This is a genomic window from Flavobacterium sp. B330r (assembly GCF_056824325.1).
This window is the reverse complement of the sequence record NZ_CP124860.1, coordinates 4,272,954-4,290,757: the sequence shown is the minus strand read 5'-3', so window position 1 is coordinate 4,290,757 and position 17,804 is coordinate 4,272,954. Positions and strand designations below refer to the sequence as shown.

At 35.1% G+C, this 17,804-nt stretch carries 13 protein-coding genes; 12 read left to right on the top strand and 1 reads right to left on the bottom strand.

What is annotated here, in order from left to right; genetic code table 11:
• The first annotated feature begins 233 nt into the window (after window positions 1-233).
• Window positions 234-2,144, top strand: a complete 1,911-nt coding sequence (locus QLQ95_RS19125; protein WP_482501173.1) for a fumarate reductase/succinate dehydrogenase flavoprotein subunit — start codon at window positions 234-236, stop codon at window positions 2,142-2,144.
• Window positions 2,145-2,234: 90 nt separating this feature from the next.
• Window positions 2,235-2,981 carry a succinate dehydrogenase/fumarate reductase iron-sulfur subunit gene (locus QLQ95_RS19120; RefSeq protein ID WP_482501171.1) on the top strand — a complete coding sequence of 249 codons (747 nt, stop codon included), beginning with the start codon at window positions 2,235-2,237 and terminating at the stop codon, window positions 2,979-2,981.
• Between the two features lie 312 nt (window positions 2,982-3,293).
• Here QLQ95_RS19120 and QLQ95_RS19115 read toward each other — a convergent pair whose 3' ends face one another.
• Window positions 3,294-4,043: a 4-hydroxy-tetrahydrodipicolinate reductase gene (locus QLQ95_RS19115; protein ID WP_482501170.1), complete on the bottom strand. Its 750-nt coding sequence runs from the start codon at window positions 4,041-4,043 to the stop codon at window positions 3,294-3,296.
• A 362-nt stretch (window positions 4,044-4,405) separates the two neighbouring features.
• Between QLQ95_RS19115 and QLQ95_RS19110 the strand changes: the two genes are divergently transcribed.
• From QLQ95_RS19110 to QLQ95_RS19065, 10 genes are all read left to right on the top strand, one after another.
• Window positions 4,406-4,837, top strand: coding sequence for a DUF1810 domain-containing protein (locus tag QLQ95_RS19110; RefSeq protein WP_095927574.1), 432 nt, complete (start codon window positions 4,406-4,408; stop codon window positions 4,835-4,837).
• 149 nt (window positions 4,838-4,986) lie between these two features.
• Complete coding sequence (locus QLQ95_RS19105) at window positions 4,987-5,337, top strand: hypothetical protein (RefSeq protein ID WP_482501168.1); 351 nt, start codon at window positions 4,987-4,989, stop codon at window positions 5,335-5,337.
• Between the two features lie 229 nt (window positions 5,338-5,566).
• On the top strand, window positions 5,567-6,262 hold the full coding sequence (locus tag QLQ95_RS19100) for an ABC transporter ATP-binding protein (RefSeq protein ID WP_482501166.1): 696 nt from the start codon (window positions 5,567-5,569) through the stop codon (window positions 6,260-6,262).
• Between the two features lies 1 nt (window position 6,263).
• On the top strand, window positions 6,264-8,564 hold the full coding sequence (locus QLQ95_RS19095; RefSeq protein ID WP_482501164.1) for a TonB-dependent siderophore receptor: 2,301 nt from the start codon (window positions 6,264-6,266) through the stop codon (window positions 8,562-8,564).
• A gap of 191 nt (window positions 8,565-8,755) precedes the next feature.
• Complete coding sequence (locus tag QLQ95_RS19090) at window positions 8,756-10,207, top strand: ABC transporter permease (RefSeq protein ID WP_482501163.1); 1,452 nt, start codon at window positions 8,756-8,758, stop codon at window positions 10,205-10,207.
• 1 nt (window position 10,208) lies between these two features.
• On the top strand, window positions 10,209-11,558 hold the full coding sequence (locus QLQ95_RS19085; protein WP_482501161.1) for a DUF3526 domain-containing protein: 1,350 nt from the start codon (window positions 10,209-10,211) through the stop codon (window positions 11,556-11,558).
• Between the two features lie 158 nt (window positions 11,559-11,716).
• Window positions 11,717-12,355 (top strand): hypothetical protein, encoded by a 639-nt coding sequence (locus tag QLQ95_RS19080; protein WP_482501159.1) that lies wholly within the window; start codon window positions 11,717-11,719, stop codon window positions 12,353-12,355.
• Between the two features lie 310 nt (window positions 12,356-12,665).
• The gene (locus QLQ95_RS19075) at window positions 12,666-13,265 is read left to right on the top strand and encodes an RNA polymerase sigma-70 factor (RefSeq protein ID WP_482501158.1); all 600 of its coding nucleotides are present in this window, start codon (window positions 12,666-12,668) and stop codon (window positions 13,263-13,265) included.
• A gap of 67 nt (window positions 13,266-13,332) precedes the next feature.
• Window positions 13,333-14,436, top strand: a complete 1,104-nt coding sequence (locus tag QLQ95_RS19070; RefSeq protein ID WP_482501156.1) for a FecR family protein — start codon at window positions 13,333-13,335, stop codon at window positions 14,434-14,436.
• A 10-nt stretch (window positions 14,437-14,446) separates the two neighbouring features.
• Window positions 14,447-17,803, top strand: a complete 3,357-nt coding sequence (locus QLQ95_RS19065; RefSeq protein ID WP_482501154.1) for a SusC/RagA family TonB-linked outer membrane protein — start codon at window positions 14,447-14,449, stop codon at window positions 17,801-17,803.
• The last annotated feature ends 1 nt before the right edge of the window (window position 17,804 follow it).

The following is a 17,804-nucleotide window of genomic DNA, read 5'->3' as shown; positions in this document are numbered from 1 at the left end:
CTGCGAGCAAAAATTACTCCCGCAGATTTAGCAGATTTAGCAGATTTTTTTTTAATATGTCAACTAAACCCGACAGGTTTTAAACTGAAAGTTAAAAAACAGCCATTCCTCTACTGAAAAATCCACTTTTTGTTTAAATATATTCATACAAAAAACAGCTAAATATCAATATTTTATACTAAATTTAGTTTTCTTTTTAAGCTTTTGCATGAATTCATTTTAAACCACTAAAAATGATGGAATCAAAAATACCCGAAGGTCCTCTTGCTGATAAATGGAGTCTCTACAAGTCTAAAGCCAAACTAGTAAATCCCGCAAACCGAAAAAAGCTAAATATTATAGTAGTCGGAACAGGTTTGGCGGGCGCTTCATGTGCGGCATCTCTTGCCGAACAAGGCTATAACGTAAAGTCTTTCTGTTTTCAGGATTCTCCTAGACGTGCACATTCTGTTGCCGCTCAAGGCGGAGTAAATGCTGCAAAAAACTACAAAAATGATGGCGATAGCACGTTTAGAATGTTTTATGACACTATAAAAGGTGGCGATTTTAGATCTCGTGAAGCCAATGTTTATCGTTTAGCAGAATGTTCGGCCCATCTTATCGATCATGCTGTTGCGCAGGGCGTTCCTTTTGCAAGAGAATATGCGGGATATTTAAATAACAGATCTTTTGGTGGCGTTCAGGTTTCTAGAACTTTCTATGCTAGAGGACAAACTGGGCAGCAACTTTTATTAGGCGCTTATCAAGCCTTGGAACGTCAGGCATCTTTAGGAAAAGTTAATTTGTATACCCGTCATGAAATGCTCGAACTCGTGGTTATTGATGGTAAAGCCAAAGGAATAATTGCACGAAATCTTGAAACTGGAATTCTAGAACGCTACGCTGCTGATGCTGTCGTATTGGCTTCTGGAGGCTATGGAAAAGTATATTATTTGTCTACTTTGGCAATGGGCTGTAATAGTTCTGCACTTTGGAGAGCGCATAAAAAAGGGGCTTTTATGGCAGGTGTGAGTTGGATTCAGTTTCATCCTACTTCGCTTCCTCAACATGGCGAAAACCAATCTAAACTGACTTTAATGTCAGAATCGTTGCGAAATGATGGCCGAATCTGGGTTCCGAAAAAAGTAGCAGACGACCGAAATGCAAATGCTATTCCCGAAGAAGAACGTGATTATTACTTAGAACGACGTTATCCCTCTTTTGGAAATCTAGCGCCAAGAGATATTTCGTCACGGGCTGCAAAAGAAAGAATCGACGCTGGTCATGGCGTTGGACCAATGAAAAATGCCATTTATCTCGATTTCTCGGATGCTATTAAAGCGCAGGGAAAGGATAAAATTGAAGCCAAATACAGCAATCTTTTTGCTATGTATGAAAAGATTACGGGCATAAATGCTTATAAAGAACCCATGCTGATTTCGCCTTCAGCACATTTCACAATGGGCGGACTTTGGGTCGATTATGAACTTATGACTACGATTCCAGGCTTATTTGCTTTAGGCGAAGCTAATTTTGCAGATCATGGTGCAAACCGACTCGGAGCAAATTCGCTGCTTCAAGCTTGCGTCGATGGTTATTTTATCGCGCCTTACACTATTCCGAACTATTTGGCAGGAGAACTAAATTTAAGCAAACCTGATACTTCTCATCCTGCTTTTGAAGAAGCTGAAAATGCGGTAAGAAGACAGTTAGATCGTTTTCTACATACTAATGGAACGCTTTCAGCAGATTATTTCCATAAAAAAATCGGACGTCTTTTGTATGAAAAATGCGGTCTTTCGCGAAGCAGAAAAAAACTGGAAGAAGCGATTATCGAAATTCGGGATCTTAAAACTTCTTTCGAAAAAGATCTTAGAATCACAGGCGACAATACTTTAAATAGCGAATTAGAAAAAGCGGGCAGAATAGCCGATTACATCGAATTGGCAGAATTAATGTGCTACGATGCCCTACAGCGCGAAGAATCCTGTGGCGCTCATTTCAGAGAAGAATACCAAACCGCCGACGGAGAAGCTGTCCGCAACGACGATGAATTCTGCTACGTTTCTGCCTGGGAATGGAAAGGTTTAAATAACGAACCTGAACTTCACAAAGAACCTTTAACCTTTGAATCGGTAGAACTTGCGGTGAGAAGCTATAAATAATGGTGAATTGTTAATTGTTAATTATTAATTAACAGCTCATAAATCGCGATATCTAATTTATAATTAACAATTCATAATTCACAATTATATATGAAACTTTATCTTAAAATATGGCGGCAGTTTAATTCTTCTACCAAAGGGGAGATGACAGATTATGAAATTGATGGAGTATCTGAACACATGTCGTTTCTAGAAATGTTAGATCTTTTGAATGAATCGCTTATTCAGCAAGGAGAACGTGTTATTGAATTTGATCACGATTGTCGCGAAGGAATCTGCGGGCAATGTGGTGTCATGATAAACGGACGAGCTCACGGCCCTCTAAAAAATACTACAACTTGCCAGCTTCATATGAGAAGTTTTAAAGATGGAGATACTATTTATATTGAGCCTTTTCGCGCGAAAGCTTTTCCTGTTTTAAGAGATTTAAAAATTGACCGAAAAGCATTTGATTCCATTATCGCTTCAGGAGGATTTATTGGAGCTTCAACGGGCCAGGCGCCAGAAGCCAATAGTATTCCCATTTCGTATGAAACCGCCGAAGCTGCTTTTGATGCCGCTGCTTGTATTGGATGTGGGGCTTGCGTCGCTACATGCAAAAATGCTAGTGCTGCCTTGTTTGTCGGTGCCAAACTAACGCATTTAGCACTTTTACCGCAAGGAAAATTAGAAGCTCCTAAACGTGCCCTTTCGATGGTAAAACAAATGGACGAAGAAGGTTTCGGAAATTGCTCTGATACCAGAGCCTGCGAAATCGAATGCCCACAAGGCATTTCTGTGCTTTCGATTGCTAAAATGAATTTAGAATATATGAAGGCTTTGACTTTTAGGAAGTAAGTATTGAATTTCTCACAAAGACGCAGAGACGCAAAGTTTTTCTTTTTTAAGTTTTTTAAGTTCTAAAACTTTGCGACTCTGCGAGATTAAAAAAATACTTTAAATACAGTGCGCTTATCCTTCGACTTCGCTCAGGAAGACAAATAGCACAAATCTTTTTCAATAAAACCTTCGCGACTCTGGGACTTTGCGAGATTAAATATACTTTTAATACTTTGCGCTTATCCTCCAACTTCGCTCAGGAAAACAAACAGCATGAACCATTTTTCAATAAAAAAACTTTGTGCCTTCGAGTCTTTGTGGTAAAAAAATTTAAACCGTAAAATAAGGCGTCAAGATATCTTCAAAATTATAAAGTCCTTTTTCTTTTTCTTTTAGATTTTCGGCTACAAAAATAACTCCGTTTCCGAAAGCTTCTCTCGAAATCGATTCATGTATTAAACGCACCGTTTGAAAAGGAAAACCAAAAATAACTTCATGTTTTCCAACGATTCCCCCTGCCCTCACAACATTAATATCTTCCTTGTCTACATCTAGTGCTTCTGCAATTTTTACTGCGGTTCCAGACGTTCCTTCTTTAGCTTTAAAGTGCTCTTCATTTACTTCAATATCTACCCAAGGTGCAATTTTCTTTAAAAATTTTGCAGCAAACAATAAGTAATTAACTCCCAACGTGATATTTGGCGACCAAAATACGGTAGTTTTATCTGCCAGTTTCTTCAATAAATTCAATTCTTTTTCCTTGTAATGAGAAATTGCTGAAATTATTTTCACTTTGTGTCTCGCTGCTGTTTCTCCATAAGTGTAAATTCCTTCACTAGAAGAAAAATCGATTATGGCATCTACAGGATGTTTTTCTAATAATTCTTCAACAGAGGTATGCGAACTAGAATAGATTAAGCCGGGTTCGTCTGACTGGATTCCAAAAAATTCGGGAACTGATCTGTGCTCCAAAACATTACTTTGTCTTAAAACCCATTCAAGGCTGAATTTTTTATTTTCTAATAGTATTGAAGCTACTGATTTTCCAGTTTTCCCAAATCCGATTAATCCTATTTTCATAAGCATTTATTATTTTATGGGCGAAGCGTGCCCGGTTGAAAATATTGATATTGTAAAGTAGTTAATATCAATCCTAATTTTATTCTTTTAGACGGTTCTTAAAACCGCTTGTTCATAAAAATAGGAAAATCATAACAGAATTACCAACAAAAACTTCATTTTATAACAATAAAAATGGCTATTAATACGATTTTTTCTGTTAATAGAAAATTTAAACGCCTAATTTTTAAAGTAAGCGCTCTTTTAAATTATTCTCTTAAAAATGTTAAAAAATGACTTTAAAAAAAAGATTTGATCACATACAAGTAAATATATTTTGCCTAGTTTTATGGCCTGATATCCCCAAATTAATATCATAAAGAATGTCTTACAATACTAATGGATTACTTCGGTTTCTAGATGCTCAAAACAAGTTGTATTTAACAGCTCTAAACGAAATCAAAAAGGGTAAAAAAGAATCGCCTTGGATGTGGTTTATTTTTCCGCAGATAAAAGGAATGGGTTCGAGCGATAACTCCAAATTTTACGAAATCAAGAATGCCGATGAAGCAATTGCTTTTCTGGAGCATCCCATTTTAGGAAAACATCTTGTAGAAATTACTTCAGAACTTGCCAAAAAAGAAGAAAGTGTTTCTGATATTTTTGAAGGTCTTGATGTAGAAAAACTTCAATCGTGTATGACTTTGTTTGCTAGTGTTCAAAACACAGAACCTGTTTTTCAGGAAGTGCTTCACAAGCATTTTGATGGGTCATCCGATTTTCATACGCTGCAATTATTGTATAGCAATTTATAGAAGTAAGAATCACTTTGCAAATCTGCAGGTTGTTCCAAAAATAAGGCCTATTTAACTGTATTTCTAAATAAGATATTTATATTTGCAACGCTGTTGCGTTTATTTATTTGATAATTAAACTTTTAAATATCCAGCAGAAATACCACGGAATGAAAAAGAAGATTACAGCCGTAAATTTCCTAATGTCTTTTGCAGTATTGTTTGCCATGCTGTTTCAGACGGTTCACTCCTATGAGCATATTTTAAAACAGTCGGCAGAAAAACATTGCGATCATAAATACACTCCTGGTCAAAAAGAAATAACACACAGCCATTCGGTTGATGCAAATTGCCATATTTGTAATTTTGCTTTCAGTACGTTTATTCCCAACGCATTTCAGGCCTTTACATTTTACAAAACAATTGCCAATACCTCTTATACATTCTTATATTTTGAGGGAATATCAACATTTTTCAAGGGCAGTCTTTTTGCCTTACGTGCGCCTCCTGTATTCTTTTAATTACTGCACTTTTTTAAACTCAAAACCTTTGCTCTATTTATTCTAATAGAGTAAAAGAAAATTCACATTACCGTTTTTTAATTCGGAATCTTTAGCTCCCAATTAAAGACCTTCATTCATTGCAGTAATTATTCAATAAAAAACTAATAATCAAGCTTTTAAAACTCATTAAAAGCCTGAGATTTCTATATCTATTTTTAAAAATCATTTTTTTTAACAAACAAAACTTATGCTTAAAGCAACAAACCTAACTAAAAAATACGGCGATCATACGGCTTTGAATGCCTTAAACTTAACCATAAAAGAAGGCGAAATCTTTGCTCTTTTAGGACAAAATGGTGCAGGAAAAACGACAACAATCAATTTATTTTTAGGTTTTATCGAACCAACATCTGGAGAATTAGAAATCAACAATATATCGGTTACAGCAAACAATCAGGAAACTAAAAAGCATGTGGCTTATATTCCAGAAACCGTAATGCTGTATCCAAATCTTACTGGCTTAGAGAATCTTAAATTCTTTTCGTCATTAGCAGGATTTAACTATTCTGATGGCGAATTAACTTATTTTCTAGACAAAGCAGGACTTCAAGCCAAAGCACATAATCAAAATTTAGGCGGTTACTCTAAAGGAATGCGCCAAAAAGTAGGAATTGCAATTGCGATTGCAAAAAAAGCGAAAGTGCTTTTGTTAGATGAGCCTACAAGCGGCTTAGATCCCAAAGCCTCTAATGAATTTTCTCAGATTCTAAAAGAGCTTTCAGCAGACGGAACGGCAATTTTAATGGCAACTCACGACATCTTCAGAGCGAGAGAAGTGGCTTCGCACATCGGGATAATGAGGCAGGGAAATCTTGTTACTGTTATTGAAGCAGATAAAATCTCTGCAAATGAGTTGGAAGATTTGTATTTACAGACGGTTTAAGATGAAAAATATATTCTCTTTTTTAATTTTAATCGGTGGTATACATTTCATCCAGGCTCAAAATAACAATAACAAAGTTAAAGACAGTATTGCAAAAGATTCTCTGGAAATGGAAACCCAACGAAATGAATTGCAGACTGTTGAAATTGTGGGGCGTTCGACTAAAAAATACAACAGCGACTATTCTTTTGCTGCCACTAAAACTGCGGCTTTAAACAAAGATATTCCGCAATCTATTTCGACTATAACCAAAGAATTAATTGCCGACAAAGGCGCTTTTTATCTTGCTGATGCAGTAAAAATGTCTAGTGGAGTAATTCCGGCTAGTTATTACAATCAGTACACGATTCGCGGTATTAGTCAAAACGAAGAAGGACAAATAATCAACGGAATGCGAACGCGTCAGTATTATTTTCTGCAGCCTTTAACAAGCAATATTGAGCGTATTGAAGTCATTAAAGGCCCGTCTAGCGCTACATTTTCTTCTGTTGATCCAGGCGGAAGCATTAATCTGGTGACCAAAAAGCCTTTGGCAGTTGACCGAAAAGAAGTTAACATGAGCGTGGGCAGTTTTAGCACTTTGCGCGGAACGCTTGATTTTACTGGACCATTAAACGAATCAAAAACACTTTTATATCGTGTAAACGGCGCTTATGAGCAGGCAAAATCATTTCGTGATTTAGTCAATACTAAATCGTTTTTAATCTCGCCTTCTTTCAGTTATATCCCAAACGAAAAAACGGCAATTAATACAGAACTAATTCTGAGCGATATGACAGGAGTTTTGGATCGCGGACAGCCTATTTTTGGTGCTGTTGCCGGAAAAACAAGTCTGAACAAAACACCAATAAGTTTAAATCTTGGTGCGCCTGGTGATTTTTTCAAGTCGAAAGAAATGATTTTGATGACCAATTTTGCGCATAAATTCAATTCTAAAATTGGTTTTAATGCATCCTACATGAAGCAAACCTGGAAAGAAGATCTGCAGGAACACAGAACTACAAATGCTTTTGCTGTAGACATGAATAATCAGCCTGTTACCAATCTTGCCATGATGCAATTTGTACAGCGTCAGCAAAACTGGGATGTCGACAACTTAAGCGCTTATTTTAATTTTGATTTAAAAACAGGCAAACTAAATCATAAGTTACTAACAGGTTACGATTTGAGCAGCTGGAATAAAAACAAAGGCGGCGGACAAAACGCAGGTAGAGGCTATTTATTGAAAGACGGAACGGTTGCCAGCACTTTTGTTTTGGCGAATGCATCCAATTATCAAACTGTTACGATTGATGGCATTGTTTTGCCCAAACCCAATGTTGATTATTTTAATTTGAATAATCCTATTTATAGAATTACAAGTCCTGACGATTATACTTTGAATGTAAGAACGGCACTGCCATCGGCATTAACAACTACAAATGCGGTTTACATCCAAGATCAGATTCAATGGGAAAAGTTTACTTTTTTATTGGGTTTGCGAAACGAATGGTTTGAAGACATTACGAACTATGAAACTAACAACGAACTGATTGTTAAAAAAACAGCTTTATTGCCCAGAATTGGAATCACTTATGCTGTAAATAGTGAGATAAATGTTTATACGACTTATCTAGAAGGCTATCAGCCACAATCTAATACTGTGACGCTAATGCCTCAAACGGGTTCTTTGCCAGGCGGAAGTCTATTCGATCCTCTAGAAAGTGATTTGAAAGAAATCGGGATAAAAACCACTTTTTTAAACAACACGATGACCTTTAATGCTGCTGTTTACGAAATCAATCAGCGTAATATTTTAATGAACGCAAATGATCCGGCAAATCCGGATTTATTGGTAACGCGAGGTGCTGAAAGAAGCCGTGGTTTTGAATGTGATTTAGCAGGTTATATTACACCAGACTGGCAGATTAATGCTTCCTACAGTTATATCGATGCCGAAATAACTCAAGACAGCAATCCTGCTCTAATTGGTGCAAGAAAGCAAAATACACCAAAAAATAGCGCCAATTTATGGACACGCTACAATTTTGCTGCTGATTCTGCTTTAAAAGATCTCGGAATTGGATTTGGAGTTCAATATCAAAGCAGTAAAGTGCCTTGGTTTACAAGAGATTTTACACTTCCTGATTTTACCATTTTTGATGCGGCTTTATTTTACAAACCCAACAAAAGCAATGTCCAAATTGCTCTAAATGCAGGCAATTTATTAAACAAAACCTATTGGCTTGGCGCACAGAATTACCTGCGTTTATTTCCTGGAAGTCCTAGAAATGCAAGCCTTACCGTAACTTATAAATTTTAATTCTATTGAGATGAAAAATATTTAAACACATAGAAACATAGATTTTGGTTTATTTTAAAAAAGGTGTTTCACTAGAATAAATCACATAGCTATGTGTTAGAAACTAGTTTCTTTCCATTACCTTCTTTTAGAAAAAAATCTATGTTTCTATGTGTTTAAACCATTCACTCAACAGATAAATTTTAATTAATATGAAATTATTACATACAGAACTCCTTATAGCCAGGCATTTTAAAAATTCTGTTTTTAAAAATCCGGCACTTTATATCATTACCTTTTTTATTGGCGCATTACTTTTATTCGCTGCTTTTTCGGGCTGGGACAATTACAAAAGCCAAAACGAAACCAGTGAAAAATATCAGCATGAATCTCGCGAAGACTGGTTGAAAAACCCAGACAAAAATCCGCATAGAATGGCGCATTACGGCAATTTTGCCTTTAGAAAAAGCACTTCTTTAAGCGTTTTTGAATTTGGAATGGAACCTTTTTTTGGAAATGCGATTTTCTTAGAAGCTCATAAACAAAATACGGCTAATTTCTCTGAGGCAGGATTTTCAAACAGCATGCTTCGTTTTGGCGAGATCAGCATTGCTATGGTTTTGCAAGTTTTACTGCCTTTATTAATCTTTTTTATCGGATTTAATGCTGTTGCTTACGAAAGAGAAAACGGAACTCTAAAAATACTTTTAAGCCAAGGAATTGATTGGAAACAGCTTCTATGGGGCAAAATCCTTGGTGTTGCTAGCGTTGTTATGCTTCTTTTTGTTCCAACCATTGTGGTATTGGTTTTAATCTGGCTCATGCTTCAGGATTTTTCAATTTCGGCAGATGAGACGATCAAAATGTTGCTGTTTATTCTATTTCATTTTGTTTATCTAATGTTCTTTTGCGTTGTTGCCGTTTTGGTATCAGCGTCAAGCAAAACTTCAAAAAAAGCATTGGTTTCTTTAATTGGAATCTGGCTGATTTTAACGATTATCTTGCCAAGAACAACACAAGCTATTGGAGCTTATTTGTATGAAGCGCCATCTAAAATTCAGTTTACCAGCAATATCGAAAAAGATATTTTAAAAGAAGGTGACAGCCACAATCCAAACGATTTGCATTATAAGGCAATAAAAGATTCTTTGTTACGAGTTTACAAAGTCGATTCGGTACAAAAACTTCCTTTTAATTATTCGGGGTTTATTATGACCGAAGGTGAGCGAATCAGCTCGAATATCTACAACAGCCATTTAGAAGATTTGTTGAAGGTTTATGCCCAACAAAACAGCTTTTCTAAAGCCGTTTCTTTTCTGAATCCGTATATCGCTATGAAAAATTTATCGATGGGATTATCGAATACCGATTACGATTCTTACATCGATTTTCAGAAACAAGCGGAGAAATACCGTTACGAAATGGCGAAGAAAATGAATGCGCTGCAAGTTAAATACATCAGCAATAAAAAACCTGGCCCAAATGATAAACCGCTAATAATTGGCAAAGAACACTGGGCAGATCTTGAAGAATTTCATTATGAGCCTAAAAGCATTAGCGAAGTTTTAAAAACCGAAATCGTTTCTATTGTATCTATTCTTTTATGGATAATTCTATTGTTTGTTTTAATCAGAATTGCTGCTAAAAATCTAAAAGCCATCTAATATGCTAGTACTCTTATTTAAAAATTTTATACGATCAAAAGGTACCAAAATTGGATTACTTTTTTTATTAATCATTGGTTTTATAAGCCTTTTAATCGGACATCAATTTCAGGAAAAACAACAAAATAATATTGCTGAAGCGGCAGTTTATCAAAAAGAACATATCGCCAGAAATGCCGCTTTCCATAAAGATGAAATTGGACTCCTGCTCTACTACATCAAGTTTTCATTGGTCAACAATACTTTGCCAATTAACAGTTTGGCTATCGGGCAGCGAGATGTTAATCCGTCTATTCAAAATGTTACAATTCGTGGTTTAGAAGGCCAGAAATACGATTCGGAACTCAATAATCCCAGTAATTTACTGTCTGGAAATATTGATTTTAGTTTTGTTCTTTTGTACCTGTTTCCGCTTTTGATTATTGCTTTTTCATACAATATTATTTCTGAAGAAAAAGAATCAGGAACTTGGAAGATTGTTGCCGTACAAAGTCCGAATACTTTTTTTTATATCCTGAAACTATTCTATGTTAGAATTTTAAGTTTAACGGCACTCTTAACTTTGATTTTGTTGGCAGCGGTTGTCTTTTTACAGATTCCGTTGGATCAATCCTTCTTTGTGTTTTACGGACTTTCTATTTTGTACATTTTATTTTGGTTTGCGGTTTGTTTTTTCATTGTATCACTGCAGAAAAATTCTAACTTCAATGCTGTAATTCTGTTAACCATCTGGCTGTTTCTCATAATCATTCTTCCAGCCGCAATCAATACTTATATTATCAACAAATATAAAGTTCCCGAAGCTTTAGAGTTAACCCTCACCCAACGAAATGCGTATCACGAAAAGTGGGATATGGATAAACAGGAAACGGTAGATAAATTCTACAAACATTATCCGCAGTTTAAAAAATATGCACTTCCTGATACAGAATTTAGTTGGCTTTGGTATTATGCGATGCAGCAAATGGGCGACGACGAATCGGCAATTCAGTCCAAAGAATTAGAATCGAAATTAGAGCAGCGAAACCATGCCAGCGAATTAATAGCGCTGTTTATTCCAACGCTTCATACACAGATTCAGTTAAACGAAATTGCAAAATCAGATTTACGCAATCAGCTTTTGTTTTTAAAAGAAACAACTAAATTCCACGAAAAACTACGTCTGCATTTTTACCCAAAAATATTCGACAATGCGCCTGTAAATCAACAAAAATGGGAAGATTTTAAAGTAGAAACGTTTAAAGACAACTCTGAAACGAGTTTTATGAAAACGATTTTACCTTTATTGCTTTTCAATCTACTTTTGATTGGTTTTGGATGGAGGAATTTTAAACGTAAAGTTATTATTTAACCTCGAAGTTATTTAACCGCAAAGTTCGCGAATGTTTACGCAAGGTTCGCAAAGTTTTTAGGTAAAGCTTTGCGGACTTTGCGTTTTTTATAAGGATACAAAGTGAAAAACCTTTGCTTGCGGTTAAAAAGTAGTACTTTTAATGAAATTTCCATTTAATGAAAAAATTATTTATCGCTGGTGTTGTCTTGGTATTCATTTTATATGCTTTCAAAAAATTAGTTTATGATTCTTATCAATGGAAAAAAGCAATTAACAGCCCTGAGCATAAATTGCAATTGGGAAGTTTTATCTTTAGTAAACAAAGCGGCTCTAACGGGAGTCAAAGCATGGAACACAAATATTTTATTTTTAAGGTAATTGAAATAAACGGCGATTATGTGAGACTTTCGGTTGTTAGGCAGTTATCACAAAAAGACAAGCTACTTCAATCTGATTTCTCTACTACCAAAGAAGCTTACAAAGATTTAAAACAAAACATAGGCAATATAAAAATTACCGGAATACTCAAAGATGATTTGTATAAAGCGGGTCCTTCTTATACCTTGAATGATTTTTTATTAGAAAAATATCCTTCCTTACTGCAGTCAACATATTATTTTGAAGAAATCACCGAAAATAAAAAACATGGTCCAATACCAGTAGATTACAATGAATTACAGGAATATTTCAGTTTAGTTTATTCTAAAAACGAAATCATAAACAAGGGAAAACTGGTTCCGTGGGTTTTAAATAACAATACTACACCCGAATTAGCCGAAAGGTTATCTCAAAATATAGATTTGATACTTAATTAACCGCAAAATTATTTAACCGCAAAGAGCGCGAAGAGTTACGCAAAGTCCGCAAAGTCCGCAAAGTTTTTAGACAAAGCTTTGCGGACTTTGCGTTTTTATAAGAGTCCTAAACAAAAAAACTTTGCGTGCTTTGCGGTTAAAAAAACAGCAATACTAAACCTATTCTGAATAATTTTTTCAGGAAAGCAGTTTATTTGAATTTTATTTAGAATTAATATAAATAAACTTTTATATTTGCCGCTTTCTGAACAAAATTGAGTAGTTTTTAAAATTTACTTAATATTGCTTCACCCAAAGTAAATTTCGTTTAATGAATAATAATGCCAGTTTAGAACTAGATCTTTTCCATTCCTTTAAGGAAGGCGACGAAACTGCATTCAAGTTTTTTTACGATAAATACTTTAGGAGAATCCAATCTTTCAGCGTTCAATTTATTTACGATCAAGACGAAGCTGAAAATCTTGCTCAGGAATCCTTACTACACCTATGGCAAAGTAGAGAAGAAATAGAATCTGTAAACGGGATTCAAGCTTTCTTATTTACTTATGCCAAATCAAAATGCTTGAATTTAATCCGTCATAATAAAGTGAAGGATAAATTCAAAAATGACCTCTTAAACCACAAAGAAAGAGAATTGGATATTGAAGTTTTAAATTCGATTCAGTTTGATACTTTAGAATTAACCGAATTAGAACGCATAATTCAGGAATCTATCAGCGATCTGCCTCCAAAAACCAGAGAAGTTTTTATTAAAAAACGCTTTGAGAATAAAAAAAATGCAGAAATCGCCGAAGAGCTAGGAGTTTCCTTAAAAGCCGTAGAAGCCCATATGACAAAGGCTTTGAAGATTTTAAAGACGAGATTATCTGATTATTTGTTCTTAATTTTTATCCTTATTTATAATAATTAAGAATAAAGGGTAGGGTATTTTAATTCTGAGGTGTACTTATAATGGCGAGAAGTTTTAAAAAGCATATATGACATCGGAAATACTAAATAAATACCTTTCTAATGAAGCTTCAGAACAAGAAGTTCAGGCACTTTTTGATTGGATTGAAGCATCAGAAGAAAACAAAACACAATTTATAAAGGCTAAGAAAATTTGGGCATTAACCACACTTTCTTCAGACTTATCTATTGAGACTGTTTCGGTAATCCAAATGCAGCCAAAAAACAAAATCAGAACGTATTTAGAATATGCTGCGATTTTTTTATTGTTTTTGGGTTTAGGAACCACTATTTATTTGTTTAACAGTAAATCTGAAACTCCAAAAGAAATTGTTCTAGAATTAGGCGACGGCCGTCTGGAGTATTTCTCTGGAAAAACTCAGACCACTATTTTAAATGACAAAGGCGATTTGATTGCTAAAAAATTTCCGACGGAGATTATTTACTTTGGCAAAGTTCAGGATCACAAAGTGATTTATAATACGCTTTCTATTCCGTACGGAAAACGTTTCAAACTTAAACTTTCAGATGGTACTGTTGTGAGTTTAAATTCTGGAACCTCTTTGCGCTATCCGGAGCAATTTGGCTTAAACGGAAACAGAAATGTGTACCTAACTGGTGAAGCATTTTTTGAAGTTGCCAAAGACAAAATGCATCCGTTTATTGTTCATGCTAATCAGGCAGACATTGAAGTTCTCGGGACAACATTTAATGTGAGCGCTTATCCCGAAAACCCTACAGTTAATAGTACATTAATTGAAGGAAGTATTCGAATGTCTGAAGCCCTTAATCCTTCTAATGCTATTTTGCTGGAGCCCAACCAAATGGCTACATGGCAAAATAATTCCAAAAAACTGGTCTTAAAAGAAGTAGATCCAACCTTTTATGCTGCCTGGACAAAAGGCGAACTTGCTTTTAAAGACACCCCATTTTCTACAATCGCTAAAATTATTCAGCGTACTTATGATGTTGAAATTATCAACGAAAATTCTGATTTGGCCAGACAGAATTTTACCGGTACGATTAAAATTAGCGAATCTAGTGTCGAGAACATTTTAGAACTGCTAAAACGTGACACGCCATTTAATTATTCTATTCAACAAAAAACCATTACAATCACCAATCCGCGATAAATAAAAAAACATGACATTTACGATACAACCCGTTTTAAGAAAAATTCTGTTTTTCTTAGCCATTCTCATATCTGGATTTAAAGGATTTTCTCAGAATAAACTCATAACATTACATGTAAAAAAGAAACCTATAAGCCTAATTATCAAATCTATTGAAGAGCAAAGTGATTTTAGAATCATTTATAATGCAAAAAAAATAGATACCGATCAGTTAGCCGATATAGATGTTAATAATGCTTCTCTAGAAACGGTTTTAACGCAGCTATTAAAAGATAAAGACATTGCTTTTTACATTCAGAAAAAGCAGGTTTTATTGACTCCTTCGGTTCCTGAAACTTCAAATTCGGCAGTTCAGGAAACTTCAAGAATGATTAGCGGAACGGTTTATAGCGCGAAAGACAGACAACCGCTTCCTGGTGCTTCTATTCGCATAAAAGGAACTGGAATGGGCGCTATTACCGATTTTAACGGAAAGTTTGTCTATCAGCTAAAAGGAAACTCGATTTCAAATCTGGTTCTTGAAGCCGGTTTTTTAGGAATGGAAACTCAATCTCAAAAAGCAGACGACAAAAAAGTTTTTGTTTTTTATCTTCAAGAAGCGACAGATGAACTAAATCCTGTTGTGATTACTTCGTCTTATGGCACTACAAAGCTAAAAGAAGAAATTGTTGGAAGTATTTCGACTTTACAAGCAAAAGATATTGCCGTTGAGCAAGCTTCTGAGAGTTTTGATAAAATGATCACGGGACAAATTGCTGGAGTTATGGTAGAAAATACTTCTGGTATAGGTGGCCCTATAAAAATTAATATTCGTGGTCAAGGCACATTATCTTCTTTAAGCGGGGCAATTACTGGAACTTCTTCGCAACCGCTTATTATTATTGATGGTGTTGTAATGAGTGAAGAATATGCCATTGACAGCAGTTTGTTTAACGGAAGCGGCGATTTTTCTGAAAACATCGCTAATCCTTTAATGAAAATTGCTCCAGAAAATATTGAAACCATTTCGGTTTTAAAAGATGCCGCAGCTGTAGGTATTTATGGTGCCGATGGTGCAAATGGAGTAATTTTAATTACAACTAAAAAGGGTAAAAAAGGTAAAACGCAATTTGGTTTTTCAAACCAGTTAGGAGTTTCTTCTGCCATTAATCAAATTAAATATTTAAACGGAGAACAATACACAGAACTTCGAAATGAGTTCATGAAAAACACCACAACTGGCTATGTTCCTGTTGCTTATAATGGAGTAAATACAGATTGGTTTAACATTCTAAACCGAGCTGGAATTTATAACAAATACAATTTCAATGTTTCGGGTTCTACTTCTAAATTTTCGTACCGAACTAACATTAGTTACACCAAAATTGACGAACCACAGGTTGGAAATGAGTCTAAGCAATTAAATGCGGGAATTAATTTAGGCTATAGTTCTGGCAAATGGGATATCAATTTAATGCTGAATCCGAGTTTTGTACAAAAAGATGCGCCTAACATTTTTTATAGTTTTGCCTACCTTCCTACTCTTCCTGTTTATAACGCAGACGGATCGTATGCTAATTTAGGTTTGAGCGGTGCTACGAGAGGAAATCCGTTGGCAGCAATTGAACAGAACAAAAATGAAGCACAGACTTTTGGTCTTTTAGGAAGTATCAATTTATCTTATAAACTCAATAAAAATATTCGTTTTTCTACTCTTTTTGGTATGGATTATACCGATAAAGAACAAGATCGTTATTTTTCTGCAGCAAATGAAAGCGGCCAGTTTAACGGAACTTTTATTTTGGACGGAACTACTTATGCCGCTTGGGGTCGTCGTCTTTTAAACGAAAGAAATTCGAACAAATGGAACTGGCAAGGCCAAGCTTTGTTCAATAAACAACTGAATGAAAACAATGAAATTGATGGTGTTGTTGGTTTTGAATTGGCTGAAGACAAAACAAATTTCAACTACCAATCTGGTGTTGGATTTTTAGAGCCAAACCGTATTAATGCTGTTACAGATGCGATAAGAGATGATAATCCAAACACACCTCAAGATGAATCTAAAGATGGTCAGACTTACAAAAATGAAATCAGTTACAATTCGAGAGTTTCTTTATTCTCGCAGGTAAATTACAACTATAAAAAACGCTATTTCTTGTTGGCAAATTACCGTCGTGATCAGAGTTCTGTTTTTGGAGACGATACCGATGTGGCTCATAATGGAGGTTTGGGTGCTGGTTGGATTATTAGCAATGAAAACTTTTTAAGCTCTAATTCTTGGATTGATTTCTTGAAATTAAAAGCGAGTTATGGTACAACAGGAAATTCTAAAATTGGTTCGTACCGATCAAAAGGTTTGTATAATATCAGCCAAAACGGATACAATGGTTCTATTGGAGCAACTACAGGTTCTGCTCCAAATGGAAGGTTAAGCTGGGAAAAAAACACAAAATTCAATGCAGGATTTGATTTTAATATTTTCAAAAGAATCGAATTGACATTAGAATACTATTATGACAACAAAAGCAATTTAATTACTGCTCGCGATATCCCGACAGAAAATGGTTATAGTTCAGTACAATTAAATGCTGCCAGTATGTACAATAAAGGTTTTGAGCTTACTACAAGAATTAAATGGATAAAAAGCGATGCTTTTAAATGGACAACAGCATTCAATATTTCTACAATAGACAGCAAAGTAACCGACTTAAAAGGCCTAGGAAGCGATTATTCTGAAGCAAATATTGCATTGGCGCAAAAAATTGGTTACAGCACTACAACATTATGGGGAATAAAATGGGTTGGTGTAGATCCTGCAACAGGAAGAGATCTTGTGCAAAAAAATGGTCAAGTTTACGATGCAAAAACCTATAATGAACTCCATACTGTTGCCGATTGGGAGCCAATTGGAGACAAGCAAGCAGATGCTTACGGAGGTTTTTATAATACTTTTACTTTCTACAACAACCTTACGCTGTCTGTTAGAGGAGATTATCAAATTGGTGGTGAATTGTTGGCATCAAGCGTGCTTATAGATCAATATAATGTAACAACAAACCGAAATCTTTCTGTAAATGCATACGATTATTGGAGAAATCCAGGCGATAATGTTTCTCAGTCAGCTGTAACGCTTTCGCCAATTCTAAACAACTTAAGCAAGTATGTTTATGATGCAACTTACATTAGAATCAGTAATGTTAATTTAAGTTATAATGTGCCGCTGAAAAACACTTTTCTGGATGCTCTTTCTGTTTTTGCCGATGCTACAAATGTGGCGTATTGGTACAAAGAAAAAAGTCCGAAAGAAATGAACGGAGTTCGAGAGTATAGTTATATCTATCCGCAGGCAAGAACAATTTCGCTTGGAGTAAATGCTAAATTTTAAG